Annotated in this window: 15 protein-coding genes and 1 pseudogene; 6 read left to right on the forward strand and 10 right to left on the reverse strand. The window is 35.7% G+C overall.

The genetic code is table 11. From position 1 onward, the window contains the following. Positions 1–530: 530 nt before the first annotated feature. The 4 genes from BKP45_RS01525 (at position 531) to BKP45_RS01540 (ending at position 3,873) form a co-directional block, all read left to right on the forward strand. Positions 531–1,769, forward strand: coding sequence for a saccharopine dehydrogenase family protein (locus BKP45_RS01525; RefSeq protein ID WP_071388091.1), 1,239 nt, complete (start codon positions 531–533; stop codon positions 1,767–1,769). Position 1,770: 1 nt separating this feature from the next. Next, the gene (nspC, locus tag BKP45_RS01530) at positions 1,771–2,898 is read left to right on the forward strand and encodes a carboxynorspermidine decarboxylase (RefSeq protein WP_071388092.1); all 1,128 of its coding nucleotides are present in this window, start codon (positions 1,771–1,773) and stop codon (positions 2,896–2,898) included. A 157-nt stretch (positions 2,899–3,055) separates the two neighbouring features. Beyond that, positions 3,056–3,298, forward strand: coding sequence for a hypothetical protein (locus BKP45_RS01535; protein ID WP_071388093.1), 243 nt, complete (start codon positions 3,056–3,058; stop codon positions 3,296–3,298). A 194-nt stretch (positions 3,299–3,492) separates the two neighbouring features. Beyond that, positions 3,493–3,873 (forward strand): helix-turn-helix transcriptional regulator, encoded by a 381-nt coding sequence (locus BKP45_RS01540; protein WP_071388094.1) that lies wholly within the window; start codon positions 3,493–3,495, stop codon positions 3,871–3,873. A 282-nt stretch (positions 3,874–4,155) separates the two neighbouring features. Here the strand turns inward: BKP45_RS01540 and BKP45_RS01545 are convergent, their stop codons facing one another. From BKP45_RS01545 to BKP45_RS01570, 6 genes are all read right to left on the reverse strand, one after another. Next, positions 4,156–4,584: a protein-tyrosine phosphatase family protein gene (locus tag BKP45_RS01545; RefSeq protein ID WP_071388095.1), complete on the reverse strand. Its 429-nt coding sequence runs from the start codon at positions 4,582–4,584 to the stop codon at positions 4,156–4,158. 41 nt (positions 4,585–4,625) lie between these two features. Continuing rightward, positions 4,626–6,392 (reverse strand): arsenical pump-driving ATPase, encoded by a 1,767-nt coding sequence (gene arsA / locus BKP45_RS01550; protein WP_071388096.1) that lies wholly within the window; start codon positions 6,390–6,392, stop codon positions 4,626–4,628. Between the two features lie 20 nt (positions 6,393–6,412). Then, the gene (gene arsD / locus BKP45_RS01555; protein WP_071388097.1) at positions 6,413–6,778 is read right to left on the reverse strand and encodes an arsenite efflux transporter metallochaperone ArsD; all 366 of its coding nucleotides are present in this window, start codon (positions 6,776–6,778) and stop codon (positions 6,413–6,415) included. Positions 6,779–6,879: 101 nt separating this feature from the next. Beyond that, a complete protein-coding gene (gene arsC / locus BKP45_RS01560; protein WP_071388098.1) occupies positions 6,880–7,299 on the reverse strand; it encodes an arsenate reductase (thioredoxin) in 420 nt (139 codons plus the stop codon). Positions 7,300–7,342: 43 nt separating this feature from the next. Further along, positions 7,343–8,410 carry an ACR3 family arsenite efflux transporter gene (gene arsB / locus BKP45_RS01565; protein WP_071388099.1) on the reverse strand — a complete coding sequence of 356 codons (1,068 nt, stop codon included), beginning with the start codon at positions 8,408–8,410 and terminating at the stop codon, positions 7,343–7,345. Between the two features lie 18 nt (positions 8,411–8,428). Then, positions 8,429–8,770, reverse strand: coding sequence for an ArsR/SmtB family transcription factor (locus tag BKP45_RS01570; RefSeq protein WP_071388100.1), 342 nt, complete (start codon positions 8,768–8,770; stop codon positions 8,429–8,431). Positions 8,771–9,278: 508 nt separating this feature from the next. On the opposite strand from BKP45_RS01570, the gene BKP45_RS01575 reads away from it, so the two are divergent. After that, on the forward strand, positions 9,279–10,901 hold the full coding sequence (locus tag BKP45_RS01575) for a Na/Pi cotransporter family protein (protein WP_071388101.1): 1,623 nt from the start codon (positions 9,279–9,281) through the stop codon (positions 10,899–10,901). Between the two features lie 257 nt (positions 10,902–11,158). Here BKP45_RS01575 and BKP45_RS01580 read toward each other — a convergent pair whose 3' ends face one another. Beyond that, complete coding sequence (locus BKP45_RS01580; RefSeq protein ID WP_071388102.1) at positions 11,159–11,947, reverse strand: DUF2935 domain-containing protein; 789 nt, start codon at positions 11,945–11,947, stop codon at positions 11,159–11,161. 193 nt (positions 11,948–12,140) lie between these two features. Between BKP45_RS01580 and BKP45_RS01585 the strand changes: the two genes are divergently transcribed. Continuing rightward, on the forward strand, positions 12,141–13,553 hold the full coding sequence (locus BKP45_RS01585; protein ID WP_071388103.1) for a PQQ-dependent sugar dehydrogenase: 1,413 nt from the start codon (positions 12,141–12,143) through the stop codon (positions 13,551–13,553). 142 nt (positions 13,554–13,695) lie between these two features. Here BKP45_RS01585 and BKP45_RS01590 read toward each other — a convergent pair whose 3' ends face one another. The 3 genes and pseudogenes from BKP45_RS01590 to BKP45_RS01600 all read right to left on the reverse strand — a co-directional run bounded on the left by BKP45_RS01590 (position 13,696) and on the right by BKP45_RS01600 (position 15,735). Continuing rightward, on the reverse strand, positions 13,696–14,256 hold the full coding sequence (locus BKP45_RS01590) for a hypothetical protein (RefSeq protein ID WP_071388104.1): 561 nt from the start codon (positions 14,254–14,256) through the stop codon (positions 13,696–13,698). Positions 14,257–14,441: 185 nt separating this feature from the next. Continuing rightward, positions 14,442–14,820: pseudogene (locus tag BKP45_RS01595) on the reverse strand (YmaF family protein). Between the two features lie 195 nt (positions 14,821–15,015). Then, entirely contained in the window at positions 15,016–15,735 is a 720-nt protein-coding gene (locus tag BKP45_RS01600) for a DUF421 domain-containing protein (RefSeq protein ID WP_071388105.1), read from the reverse strand. Positions 15,736–15,927: the final 192 nt, after the last annotated feature.

A 15,927-nucleotide genomic window follows, 5' to 3' on the forward strand; every position in this document is an offset into this window, starting at 1 on the left:
GAAAACTAATATTTAAAAAATATCATGTATTTCCAAGCAGATAATTTTGACCACTTCCATCAAGAAGTTAAGGCCATACGGACAGCCGGGTCAAATGCCGATTGGCAACTTAGTTGCTTTATTGATTGAGTTAAAAGCTCAAATTTTATAAGTTGGTTACTTTACAACCAGTGCATATAGGCACACAACTTGTGAAACGATCAATAAGAGTGATAACAGTAATTATTTGCTATATAAACTCTGATCTCGTACTGATATTTTTTGAATATTTAAGAGCTAGTTTCCTAATGAAAAGTTCTAGGAATTTGTTATTATATTTATGACCTTGTATCCTAAATATATTGATGCTTTTTTATATTGAAAATTATATCTAAAGCAAGTGTTGTGCGCATTATGCGTTTGCACTTGCTTTTTTGTTTTAAAAAATCTTTTTGAGGGGATATTTTAACAAAGAATTGCTAACTACCTAATATAGGTTGTATGCACCACCTCTCAAGGTTGCAAAATCTATTTAGTAAGGAGAGATAAGAATGGGAAAAGCACTTATTATTGGTTGTGGTGGAGTAGCATCAGTAACTATCCACAAATGTGTTCAAAACAGTGAGGTATTTGAAGAGATTTGTATCGCGAGTCGTACAAAATCAAAATGTGATGACTTAAAAGCAAAATTAGATGGTGGAAAAACGAAAATTACAACTGCTCAAGTTGATGCAAATAATGTTGATGAGTTAATTGCCTTAATTGAAGAGGTTAAACCAGATATAGTAATGAACTTAGCTTTACCTTATCAAGATTTAACAATTATGGATGCTTGCCTTGCGACTAAAACTCATTATTTAGACACTGCCAATTACGAACCGGAAGATACAGCAAAATTTGAATATAAATGGCAATGGGATTACCGTGAGCGCTTTGAGAAAGCTGGAATTACTGCTCTTTTAGGTAGCGGCTTTGATCCAGGTGTAACAGGGGTATTTTCAGCCTATGCCTTAAAGCATCATTTTGATGAGATTGAATATATTGATATTCTTGATTGTAATGGTGGAGATCATGGCTATCCATTTGCAACAAACTTCAATCCTGAAATTAATATTCGCGAAGTTTCTGCAAATGGACGTTACTGGGAAAACGGTAAGTGGATTGAGACTGAGCCAATGGAAATCAAACGAGTTTACAACTTCCCAGAAGTTGGGGAAAAAGATATGTATTTATTATACCATGAAGAGTTAGAGTCGCTTGCTGTGAACATTCCTGGAATTAAACGTATCCGTTTCTTCATGACATTTGGTCAAAGCTACTTAACTCACCTTAAATGTCTTGAAAATGTTGGAATGACTTCAATTGAGCCGATTGAATACGAAGGGAAGCAAATTATTCCACTTCAATTCCTGAAAGCTGTATTACCTGATCCTGCTTCACTTGGACCAAGAACAGTTGGAAAAACAAATATCGGTTGTATCTTTAAAGGGAAAAAAGACGGAAAAGAAAAAACTTATTATGTATACAATGTTTGCGACCATCAAGAATGCTATAAAGAAGTGGGCTCACAAGCTATTTCCTATACAACTGGAGTTCCTGCAATGATCGGTGCAATGATGATTATGAATGGAACATGGAGTAAACCAGGCGTTTATAACATCGAGGAATTCGATCCAGATCCTTTCATGGATGCTTTAAACAAATGGGGCTTACCATGGCAAGAAGATCATAACCCAGAGCTTGTAGATAATGAGCCTGTAAAAAAGTTAGATCCGGAGTACGTTCGTTAAGATGCGGTTTGAAGAATTACCGACACCGTGTTATGTAGTTGATGAAGGTCTTTTGGAAAAAAATTTAAAAATCCTTAATGGAGTTATGAAACGTACAGGATGTAAAATTGTTTTAGCACAAAAAGCATTTTCCATGTCTAAAATGTATCCTCTCATTGGAGAGTATTTAAATGGAACAACAGCTAGCGGCTTATTCGAGGCTCGCCTAGGTCACGAGGAAATGTGTAAAGAAAATCATGTCTTTGCCCCTGCCTATCGTGATGATGAAATTGATGAGATTATCTCAATTTGTGACCACATTATCTTTAATTCATTTTCTCAACTTGATAAGTTTAAGGACAAGGCTTTACAAGCTGGTAGAAAAGTGGGCTTGCGCATTAATCCTGAATGCTCCACTCAAGAAGGGCATGACATCTATAATCCATGTTCACCTGGGTCTCGCTTTGGTGTGACGATCGAGCATTTTCGCCCTGACTTGTTAGACGGTGTATCAGGATTGCATTTTCACACACTATGTCAACAAAACTCGGACGATTTAGAAGTAACTCTAAATGCAGTCGAAGAAAAGTTTGGTCCATGGCTCTCACAAATGGAATGGATTAACTTTGGTGGAGGGCATCATATTACAAGAGAAGATTATGATATCCCATTGTTAGAAAAATGTATTAAAAGAATGCAAGAAAAGTATGGTTTAGTCGTATATCTTGAGCCAGGAGAAGCAGTTGCTCTCAATGCAGGATACTTAATTACAACAGTACTTGATACGCTTCAAAATAAAATGGAGATTGCCATTTTAGATACTTCTGCATCTTGTCACATGCCAGATGTTCTAGAAATGCCTTACCGCCCACCGCTTTTCGGTTCAGGCGAAGTTGGTGAAAAGCCATTTACGTATCGACTTGGTGGTCAAACTTGTCTTGCAGGAGATGTTATCGGCGATTATTCCTTCGATCAGCCATTAAAAAGTGGTGATCGCTTAGTTTTTGGTGATATGGCCATCTACTCAATGGTGAAAAACACCACGTTTAATGGAATGCCATTACCAGCTATTGCCGTTAAAGGTAAAGATGGAAATTGTTACATTGCAAAACAATTTGACTATCAAGATTTTAAGATAAGACTCGCATAAGAGTGTAATAGAAACTTAAAGGGAGTACATTCTTGAAAATGAGCTACCCTAACAGAGTATATAAAAAACCAAGTTCATAATTATGAATTTGGTTTTTTTACTCAAGTAGATATAGTACCTTATAGGTGTAACGGTCTATACCGCTCGTAAGGGGGACATGATCTTCATCTACCCAAACGATGTTCACCGTACGACGAGCTCAGAAGTACTTATGTGTGAACGAATTCTAGTTAACTTTACTGGTGAGTTCCTTACGACACAGTTGTCAACAGGCCACGTACCCTTATTGAAAGAGATTTGCGGAGCTACATTAATTCGCTTTTCCGTTAACATGCAGGCAATAGTTGAAGAACTGCTTCAAAAATTAATACGTGAGTGTGAGACAAAACAGGTTGCTTAAGAAACTTATGCCGAAGCACTCTTAACCCAACTGCTCATTCATATGCATCGAGATTCAATAAAGCTGAACTTCAATCAGTGGGGGTTTTCCTTCATCCCCCACTGATTGTTAGTTCAACTTATCGGACCTTTAGGGGCAGTTTATCCCCCACCTAAACTTCTCGATTTTCTTACGTTTTGAGGTGGGGGTCTTACTTGCCCCTTAAGCGTGGGATAAAAGAAAATATAGAGAAACTCTCCTCACTGCATCCGATGCACCAGAAAATATCGGAAATATCAACTTACTTGAACGATCATTATCATATGAAAATCACGCTAGAAAAGGTCGCAAAACACTTCTATATTAGTCCATCTTATTTAAGTCACACATTTAAGAAAATTACAGGCTTTCAATACAAAGAGTATTTGCAAATTATTCGTTTACGAGAAGCGAAACGATTGCTCAGAGAAAGCGATGAACAAATTGCACAAATTGCAGATAAAACGGGATATGAACATCCAGCCAATTTCCCTGTAATCTTTAAGAAAATTACTGGAATTACTCCAGGCCAATATCGAAAAAGCTATCGAACGTAAATTAGAAACTGAAAAAAGGTGTCTGCCCCGGTAAAGTAAAGCTTTATCGCAGGCAGACACCAAATCGTTTTAGCAACAAATCTACACCTTCGTATCGTCGATAATATAATCTAAGAAGTAACCTTATCTTATTGCGCATATCGTTGTACTATGCAGTAAAGGAGTTTGTTACGAATTTTATTCTATAATTCATTTCACTGTAGATATACCTCTCCTAAACTATATTTTCCGTCAAATTCTTCATTCGTGCTTTTTATACGCCCGGATTGTGCGGTTTTTAATTTAAGAGTTGGGAAAGAGCCTTTTTAATGTCTCCTTCATCTCAGGTTTCACATTAATTTTCGGCCTTGCCGTTTGGGCTATTTCTTCAGCTTTTTCTATTGTATCAGCTTTACCCAAACTTAATAGTGTGCCAATTGCTACTGTTCCTGTACGGTTACTACCGCCCTGGCAATGAAAATAAATATTTTTCCCCTCATTATAAGCCTTAACTACTTGTTCAATGGATTTCTTAACGGATTCATCTTGGTTTGCTGCATCATCAACGATTGGACTGTGCACGCGATTATAGTTTGTTTCTTCTGCTGGCGCCTCTGCCCTTAAGTCAAACACAAGATCAACTTCTTCATTACTAAGTAGCTCATTAACATCGTCTGCTCCACCAATATAAATCCTATTTTTAAATAATTCATGGTAATTTTTTGCTGTCATTACATTCATTCTCCTTTTGCACTTCTGTAATTATTCCTATTTTAATTAATAAAATCTTTTAGGCTGTTATAACCTATTTTTTCCTCATGGAACCAAGGAATAAGCGCAGCATTATCTGCCAGCTTATCATGTACTTCTTGGATCCATTCTTGCTCGGCTAATGCTTTTCCTTTTAATATCGGATCAGTTGTATTTGTTGCATATAGACTTTGATTAATCACCCACCATTTCGGATGAATACTAGCACGTCTCAGGTCATCTTGTAACCTTGAAGCTTCTAGAACAGGTGTTGCCTCTGCAAGCGTTACAATGACTACAGCCGTTTCTTTTGGATTTCTAATTTGTGGCAAAAGGTTTTTGGCACTTTCAGGAACTTCCCCTGTTGATCTTGCTATTTCCTTGCTATAAGATTCGGAAGCATCTAATAATAGTAACGTATGCCCTGTTGGCGCCGTATCAATGACAACCACTTCATTTTCTGATTTGGCCACCACTTCTGCGAAAGCTTGAAAAATAGCAATCTCTTCTGTACAAGGCGATTCTAGATCCTCTTTTAAATAAGCAAGGCCTTCTTCATCTAAATCCTTACTTGATTGTTCCAGCACTTTTGCTTTATATTTTTCAACTTCTACCTCAGGATCTATACTGCTAATCGTTAATCTCTCATTCTGCTGTTCAGATTGGAATTGATATTCTAAATGCGCCGCAGGGTCGGTCGTCGTTAAATGGACACGATGTCCTTTTTCGACTAATCCAACAGCGATCGCTGATGCAATCGTTGTTTTACCTACGCCTCCCTTACCCATGGTGAATATCAGCTTCGTGCCTTTATCAGAAAAGTCATCGACTACTGCCTTTAACCCTGGAAGGTTTATCTCCTTTTGTTCAACATTCGCTTCAATTACTTTCGCTTTATACGGCTTAAAAATACTACGTAAATTCTCTATTCCTGTTAACGAGTATGGTACATACGGTAATGAGTATATCTTAGTTTGTTTTAAATTCTCTGGTATCTTCCTTAAAGCCTCACTTTGACGCATATAAAAGGTTGACGCCACTTCATCACTTTCGTTATGCTCCTGTAGGAGGCCATTGACAATGAGTATTTGATTATTGATGCCGATCTCTTTTAATTCTCGGGAAGCACGATCCGCTTCTATTAGGGATGAACTTTCAGGTCTTGAAACAAGAATTAACGTTGTTCTCGCCACATCAGATAAGGCAGATACCGCCTTTGCATATAAATCCTTTTTATCTGCAAGCCCCGATAATGGACCCAAACAAGAAGCTCCGTGTGTACTTTCTTCTAAAAATCCATTCCAAGCCGTTGGTAATTGTAATAGTCGTAACGTATGGCCTGTTGGAGCTGTATCAAAAATAATATGATCGTACTGATCGACAATCTCGCTTTTAGTAAGAAAACCCGTAAATTCATCAAATGCAGCAATTTCAACTGTACAAGCACCTGATAACTGCTCTTCCATTGTAACCACAACAGCTGCAGGCAATTTATCACGATACGGGCCTACCATTTTTTCGCGATAGGCTTTTGCCGAAGCTTCAGGATCGATATTACTAACATATAAATTCTCAACCTCAGGAATAGCTCTCGGTATACTCGTTAATTCGATATTAAATACATCTTGTAAATTAGAAGCAGGATCGGTACTAATTAATAGTACTTTTTCGCCTCGATCTGCTAATGCTACCGCTGCTGCACAAGCCGTCGATGTTTTACCTACCCCACCTTTTCCTGTTAAAAATAAGAATTTCGTCTCGATATAATTAGGGTTGAATAGTGGATACATTGTTTCACCTGCTTTCAAGTTTACTTAAGGTTATCTAAATTAATGGATAGTCGCGCTTTTGGTTTTTTAGTTAATTCTTCAGCCTTTACGTTAAACCATTCTGCTAATTCTTCGTTGGTTGGATAGCTTCCTACTTTTACAGCAAGATCATTCACTAAAATTATAGGTAAAGCATCAGGTCCTTTTTTATTTAGAATTTTTGTAACTTCTTGGTTTTCTGCAAATTTATCAGGGTCATTTGTTAACTGATATCGTTTAATATCAAAGCCTTTTTTCTCGAGCGAATATATTGCAGAAGCTACTCTCGTTAATTCTGGATCAACACTCGGACCACAAACCCCAGTTGAACAGCACATTGCAGGATCAAAAATTTCTACTTTTCTCATTGATAAAACCTCCACATAGATAATGACATCTACATATAAGCAAATACTTATATGTAGATTAAGAAGAGAACCAAGAGAATCCTCTCTTGGCTATTTGATTGTTATTCCCCGGTTTCAGTAAATCGTTTTATTCTGTCTCCCACTTCATCACGTACACGTTGGAAAAATGCCCATTTTTCTTCTTCTGTTCCTTCAGCCTTAGCTGGGTCGTCAAAGCCCCAGTGCTCGCGCTTTACATGTGGTGGTGTCAAAGGACATTTATCGGCTGCGTCACCACATAATGTGACCACCAAATCAGCATTATTTAAAATCTCAGGATCAATAATATCCGATGTTTGATTTGATATGTCAATTCCAGCTTCTTTCATTGCTTTTACAGCATTCGGGTTTAATCCATGAGCTTCAATCCCTGCACTGTAAACATTCCACTCATCCCCTAGATGTTTCTTTGCCCAACCTTCTGCCATCTGACTTCTACAAGAATTACCAGTACATAAGAAATATATTGTTTTTTTACTCATTTTAAGCTCCTTTAAATTGAATGTTTTTTTTTTTAGTCTTTCATTATCTTGCCCATTTTTGTTCGGGAAACCAATGCCTAGTATTATTTGCAATTTTAACTAAATACAGCATAAGTGGCACTTCAACAAGTACACCAACCACCGTTACTAAAGTAGCTCCAGAATTCAATCCAAATAAAGCAATCGCAACCGCAACTGCTAATTCAAAGAAATTGCTAGTTCCAATCATGGCTGCTGGTGCAGCAACACTATGATCTAAACGCCATTTCTTAGCCCAGAAATAAGCAATAATAAATATAAAGAACGTCTGAATAATTAGTGGTATAGCAATCAAACCAATATGAAATGGATTATTTAAAATAACTTCACCTTGGAAAGAGAAGATAATAATTAAAGTAAGCAAAAGACCTACTATCGTAAACTTTCCTGCTCGTTTTAAATAAACTTGCTCGAACCACTCTTTACCTTTATTTTTTATTAGTACAACACGGGATAAGTAACCTGCCACTAAAGGAACGACAATAAATAACACGACTGATAAAATGACTGTTTCATATGGGACCACGACATTGTTAATACGAAGTAAAAACATAACAATTGGTCCATAAGCAAAAATTAAAATCAAATCATTTACTGATACTTGAATAAGAGTATAACTCGCATCTCCTCTTGTTAAATAACTCCAAACAAATACCATCGCTGTACAAGGAGCAGCACCTAACAAAACCGCACCAGCAATATATTCAGTAGCTAATTCCCCTGAGATAAAAGGTGAAAAAATCACTTTAAAAAAGACCCAAGCAAAGAAAAACATCGTAAAAGGTTTGATGATCCAGTTCACTACAAGTGTAATCACTAAACCTTTAGGCTTCTTTCCGGCATTAACAATGCTAGTAAAATCAATTTGCGCCATCATTGGGTAAATCATTAACCAAATAAGTATGGCAACAGGGATAGAAACTTGAGCATATTCAAATTGACTTAAAGTTTCAGGTACTACAGGTAACCACTGACCAATAGCTAAACCAATAATAATACACAAAGCAACCCATACCGTTAAATATCGCTCAAAAAAACCTATCCCTTGCTTTTCTTCTTTTTCTGTACTCACTACCTCCACTCTCCCTTTTTATTCACATGAAATACGCAATCCTTGTTCTTCCAATTCCTTTAATTTATAATCCTGATTTGGAAGATATTGAATCATGTTTTGGACTAACGGATAAAAGTCGCTCCCTTTTTCCAATGAATAGATAATCCATTGCCCTCTTCTTGTTTCTCGAACTATACCAACGTCTTTCAACTTACGTACATGTTGACTTATTGCTGGCTGACTAGCTTTAAATATTTCAACAAATTCACAAACACAACAATCATGGGAGTCTAATATTTTAACCATTGTTAATCGTGTTTTATCTCCCAGGACCTTCAGAACCGATGCAATCTTTTCTATTTCCATAGCTGATTTCATTCCAAGAAGTCCCCTCCTTAACTCTTTTAAGCTAACAGCTATATAAGAAACTCCCTATATAATCATTTGCTTATATAATAATCAACTTATATATGAACTTCAAGCATTTTTTTATGAAGTTTTTGTAAAGTCTTTATCTGCCATTTGCGAAAGTACAAGCATGATTACTTATCATAACAAAGTATTAAAGATTTTTAATTAATATTGTTTATAATAGTGGATCATTTATGCATATTAAGTGAGATATTAAGGAACCTTTTTAATTAAGATAAATTTTGGATATCTGCAAATGCCTTAATAGCTAAACTTGCCGCTATTGAATGTATTCCACTAGGAGTAATTGATAATAAAATTTAGGTTCTACAGTATTTTGTTAGTTTAATTAAAAAATCTTTACAAAATCTTTACAATAAATTTATTTACGTACATGTAGAATTTCTATACAATTTTAAATGGCTTAAGACTTGTAGAAAATTGTCGTTTAGTACAAAGAGGGGATGTTACTACTATGGATTTACAGACAATGTTATTTATGTTTTTTGGTGGGTTAGGTATTTTTCTTTTTGGGATTAAATATTTAGGAGATGGACTTCAAAAAGTTGCTGGTGACGGACTTAGAGATCTCCTTGACCGCTTTACCACAAACCCAGTAATGGGGGTATTGGCAGGGATTTTTGTTACTGTATTACTTCAAACGAGTACTGGAACTACAGTTTTAACAATCGGATTAGTAAATGCAGGGTTTATGACATTAAAGCAAGCTATTGGTGTTATTATCGGTGCTAATGTCGGCACAACTGTTACAGCATTTATTATCGGAATTAAAATATCCGCATATGCACTACCAATTATTGCTTTAGGAACTTTTTTCATTTTCTTCTTTAAAAATAATAGAATAAATAATTATGGACAAGTTATATTCGGATTTGGTGCACTGTTTTTAGGGCTTAATTTTATGGGTGATGGTCTCCGTCCGTTACGAGATGTTCAAGCGTTTGCTGATTTAACAGTTAGTATGAGTGAGAACCCTCTATTAGGTGTTTTAATTGGTACTATATTTACCATTGCTGTACAAAGTTCTACAGCGGCTATCGGCTTACTTCAAACTCTTTTTGGACAAGGGCTAATGGACTTAAACGCTGCATTACCTGTTCTTTTTGGTGATAACATTGGGACGACAATTACTGCTGTATTAGCAGCAATAGGGGCGTCAGTTGCTGCGAGACGTGCTGCTGCAGCTCATGTTATTTTTAATTTAATTGGAACCACTATTGTATTAATCATTTTAGTTCCTTTTACAGTTTTAATTGAATACATCCGTGATAGTTTAAATTTAAACCCAGAAATGACAATTGCCTTCGCACATGGTATTTTTAACGTTTCGAATGCAATTATCCAATTACCGTTTGTTGCTGTTCTTGCATGGATAGTTGTTAAAATCATTCCTGGACAAGATTCAGCAATTGCTTATAAAGCAGTTCATTTAGACGAAAAGTTTATTAGGCAATCGCCAGGTATCGCGCTAGGTCAAGGGAAAAAAGAGGTAATGCGTATGGCCGAGTTATCTGAAAATGGACTGAAAGAAGTAGGCCTTTACTTAAAGACACAAGGAAAAAAACATAGAGAATTAATCCCGCAATATGAAGATGCCATAAATAATTTGGATAAAAAAATTACTGATTACCTTATCCAAGTATCTTCACACTCATTATCAAATCAGGACACTAAAGTTCACCACACTCTCATGAATACTATTAGAGACTTTGAGCGTATTGGTGATCATATGGAAAATATAATGGAACTTGTGGAATACCAAATTACAAATAAGGTCAAGTTTTCAGAGTCAGCTATCGCAGATCTAGAAGAAATGTTCGAGTTAACTTTATCTACATTAAGACAAGCAATTAAAGCATTAGACTTGGAAGATATTGATGAGGCTAGGGCGGTTCTAGAAAAAGAAAAGAAAATTGATAAAATGGAGCGTGAACTACGTAAGAAACATATCCTTCGTTTAAATGAAAACAGGTGTACTGGACAGGCTGGTATTGTATATGTAGATATAATAAGTAACCTTGAACGTATTGGTGACCATGCGGTAAATATTGCTGAAGAGGTCATTGGAGAAGAATAGATGTTTGTATCGTTGAAAACGACTAGAATTTAGTTCTGGTCGTTTTTTCTCGGGTATAGGTCAAATACGAAGGCGATTACTTTAAAAGCAATCGCCTCTTTAGTGGGTTATTCTATTACCAGGTATCGTTACACTGCGAGATCACTAGATCTGTTGTATTATGGTCTTTCTTGTTCAACATTACCGCCTCTTTCACAAAATAAGAGCCACCGTTTCGACATCTCCTTGTTTAGTTATTCCACCCAATCAGCTGAAAATCATGTTCTTTTCAAACTTGCTTCAAATAAATCTATTATTTCTAAAAATCTCTCAGCTTCTCTAAAAGTATGGTCAGCCAAAAGAGGATGAATATTACTTTTTATACGACATGCTTCAATTAATTCCCTAGCTGTTTTCTTAAAATCCCTTAAAGAAGCAACCGATACTTTATTTTGATTTAAAAATTGACTTAGTATAGGTTTAGTTTCTGATTGAGGACGCATGGAGTCTAAATCAACCGCTTGAAACATCAACTGGTCGAAATCATGGCTAAATTCCCTTGCCTGTTCAACCAATTTTCTTTCGGAAGGATCTAAAAGATGTCCAATAAACTTTGCATGGTCCGCCATAATTTTTAAGAAAAATACATTTTCTTCTATCACTGTATCTGGTTCTGGGGCAAGCTTCCCTTCATTCAGCTCTATTAAACGATTAGCAAAATATGCTGCCTCTCTGCTTGTATGATCAACTAACAAAGGGAAATTATTATGACGGATTTGGCAACTTAAAGTTAACCCTAAAACTTTTCGTTTGTAGCCCCATATTGCTGCTGCAGCTTGGTAAACCTCGCTATTAAAGTCTTGAACTTGACGTAAATGTGAATTGACGTTAAATCTAGCTAACTTTTCTTCAATACTTTCGAACAACGAAATAAACTGTCGAGCTTCATCAATAAGTTGTTTCTGTTCATAAGTAAAACCTAAGCTTAAAAATAAGGCATGTTCTTTCATAATCCTAGACCAAAATCGGATTTCGTCTAATGACCTCTCAACTATTGCATTTGCCATATTAACCCTCCTTATTTAACCTACCCTTTCTATATATACGTGTGATACTTTGTACTAATTTCTTATTTATTCCTTCAATGGTTGTGTATATTTTATTGGTTGAATGTGAGATTCCCCGGCCCTATTTTGGTACTTATTGAATATTTCTAGTCATATTCTTACAAAAGAAAACAAAAGAAGGGGTGTAAGTTAATTGAAAAAAGTTAAGGTTAGTTTACAGCCAATTGTAAGTAGGATAAATTTACCTACTGTTTTAAAAACAACTATACTTCCAGGGGACTCAATTGGAAGATTATTTATTGCAACCCAGGTAGGAGAAATTTATTACATAGGAAACGGCGAGATAAGGACTTTTTTAGATATTCGCCCACAAGTCATAAAACTAGGTGCTTTTGATGGCGGATATGATGAACGGGGATTGCTTGGCCTAGCTTTTCATCCCGAATTTTATTATAACGGTCTGTTTTATCTTCATTATTCAGTAGCTGGAACACAAGGTCCAGGTGCTCTCCCTGAATCTTTTATGCCTAACCCGGGTGCTCCCGAAACCTTAAACTTAAAATGGGTAAATAGAGAAATTCAATATGATCATATAGATACAGTTGAAGAATGGATATTACAATGGAATGGTCAACCTCAAAAACGACGAACATTACTTAATTTAAGAAGACCATTTTTTAATCATAATGGGGTCAATAGCTTAAACTTTTCACCTGAAACAGGAAAACTTATTTTAACAACCGGAGATGGTGGATCAGGCTATGATCCATTTAATTTAAGCCAGGATGATATGGAAATCGCCGGTAAAATAATTGAAATTGATGTAGTTAAGAATTCATTTATCAATAATCCACCTGTAGTCACACGTTTTCATGAGCTTCCCACACCTATTCAGGAAACACTTACAGTCATTGCCAAAGGAGTTCGCAATGCACCAGGCATTTCATTTCAAAGGTTTAATAATCAGTATATTAAATATACGGGAAATATCGGACAGGATTTGGTGGAGTCGATTTTTTCATTTGTTCATTATAAACCCATACCGGTTACACAGCTTAATCAAGCTTCTTTAATGTATTCTAAGCCTGACCGAGAAAGATTTATTAACTTTGGCTGGCGTGGATGGGAAGGTTGTTTTCCTACTCCGACCTTGACAGACTGTCCTAATAATCCGTCTTTGGATGAGAAAACAATTGCTTATTACAATGAGGCAGTAGCACTTTCAGGGAGTCGCCTTCAGCCTTTAACGAGTTATTTTCATAAAGATCCCAGACCCGATAAGTTTGAAGGAAGTGCACTTACAGGAATTCAGCCTTATATGGGGCATCGAATCCCTGGTTTAACAGGAAGTGTTGTGTTTACTGATTTTGCCCGGAAAGATCCTCAATCTCAGGGTAGAGGGGCTTTAGCTTATACCAAGGTGAGACTAGATGGCAAACAAAATGATTTTAGTGTGATTCAAACCGATTATGATTTTGGGGCTCAATCAGCCTTTTATACTAGTTTGGGAACGAATCTGGGTCAATCTAGACTATATTTAGGGGTTTATGGCTCTATGAATGTTACTGATTTTAACCAAGGTACTGTTTTTGAAATCGTTCCATAATTGGTAACTATAAATCTCGTTAATCTTGATATATCTCTTTCATGGATTAAATTTAATCTAATTAAAACCAAGGGAGGAATCAGGCTACCTTGGTTTTAATTTCTCCAGTTATTATACGTTGAACAAATTGTTTTCAAGATCACTATATTATAATCATTTTTATTTTTTTAATAATGATTAAAGCAACTTCAACCCATAGCCAGCTATAAAGGAAAGCAAATAAAAAGATACTTATAGTTGTAAGAAATGAAAAAGAATCAGAGACGATTGGACCTAAAATTGGAAAGTTAATAATAAATAGTAGACTCATAATTCCTAACATTAAAAGAATTGTACCAGTAGCTATAATACTTATTCTCTTCCTAAAAAGGTAAAAAGCTGCCCCTATCCCAAGCCCTAACAATCCTGTTGTAAAAGGAAATACAATTAGTTCGGTTGGCTGTAGGATGAATAACAACATAATTGTCAGAAAATAGGACATTACTCCAATTGGAATGGATAACATAGAACTTAACAGAATAGGTGCAGTGGCAAGCGGGCTTATAAAATATCCTATACCTAGGAAAAAGCCGCCAGCAGACTGTAGAATTGCAGCAATACAGGCAAAAATAGACCCTAATATGAGCTTCATCGTTTTTTTATGTTTATCGAATATTATTTGAGATAAACGAACCTCATCAGAAATAGGTTTTAAAAAGTACACTTTTCCACCTCACTCTAAATGGTTTTTACGTTTTCCATACATTATATTTACCATTTATTAGATGAGAACTCTGATGCTAGTAAATGTGCCTGAATTATCTTCCATAGATTAAAGAACCAACACCTAAACGTTGGTTCACTATTAAACAGTTATAAATTTCACTATGTTATTATCATCGTCTTTAACTACAAACTAGTTCTTCCTTCGTATCTATGTCTATGAGCAATTCTACCATCAACCGTTGTTTCCCCACTAAATTCATGATAATGTCCTCCATTCGGTAAAGCAATTGCTGGTCCTGTTACTCCATTAATAACATGTTGATGGACCATCATCAAAACTTGTAAATGTAAAATAACGATGAATATGCTGTCCCCCACTTGGTGCCGGCTCAGTAGTACCTGCAAATCGATGATTATGACCTACATCAAAAGAAGTTACACCTCTAGACTCATGCGTATGAACAGGTTGACCATCCCATGTCGTAATATAAAGATTATGAGAGTGGAGAGGGTCATCACCATTAGATTGTAATAAATATCCACTAACAGGTATTGTATTCATATGATGAACCCTTGACTGCACCCTTTCAAGACAAATCGTACCCATAGAGGATCCAAGTCAAGTCCTTAAACACTTATCTATGGCTACATGTAAATAAAGATAAAAGGGTATTTTATCAATCTTTTTAGGCTGATACTGTATATAACTGCTCGTTACTTCAACTAGGAAATGATGATTATGTAAAGAACCCTAAAGCTAGTTGTAAATAGGTGGCATTTGTTGGTGTTCATTTTTTAGGGAAACGTGAAGTTCGTGGTCACCATTAATGGAAGCGAAAAAAACGCGATCTACTTGTGCAATCTGTCTTCTTTGTAATTCAGAAACTAACCATTGTCGATTTAAGCCTAAATAGTTTAGTATATCTTCGTAAATTTTCCCTTCTACGATTAATGGATAAGACAAACTTTTACTTTTCTTTTTTACATTTATATCCTCAATGGTTACTCCCAATTTATTTTCTTTTTTTAACACACTTATTTGCCCATTTGCTTCGATAATTGCAATTTCAACATCACTTATATTAAAAATATTTTTTTGTCGTAACATTTGCAGCACGTTATCGATGGTATACCTAATCCTTTTTAAGTTTTCCACTAAGAGCTTCCCATCTTGAATGACGAGCGTAGGTTCGAACGTTATTTTTTTCCCTATTTTTCGATGCGTAATTGATAAGTAGGCAGTTAATCTTTGTATCAGTGGAATAACTATAACAGCTAAATACGTATAAACATGATCTACTGTTGGATCAGCAATGTCAGCTCCTACAACATTGGTTAAGGTCATAATAATAAGAAAATCGAAAATAGGCATTTCTCCGATCGAGCGTTTGCCCATATATTGTGTTATTAATAAAAATAATGGGAAGATCGTAATAATTCTCGCCAATATAATTGCTGACTCTTTTAAAACCTCCATATGTTTTCACCTATTCCTTTTTGGGAGTATATATGAGTTTCATGATAGTTATCTCCACGATGTGGAGAAATATTACATTCATTACATCAGTCGAAGAATACATTAAGCAAATTACAATCTAAAAAAAGTCGAATTCTTGTACGCTCAAGAAACGACTTTTTTTTATTTGTCTTCTATGCTGAAGCTTCCTTT

This window comes from Anaerobacillus alkalidiazotrophicus (assembly GCF_001866055.1).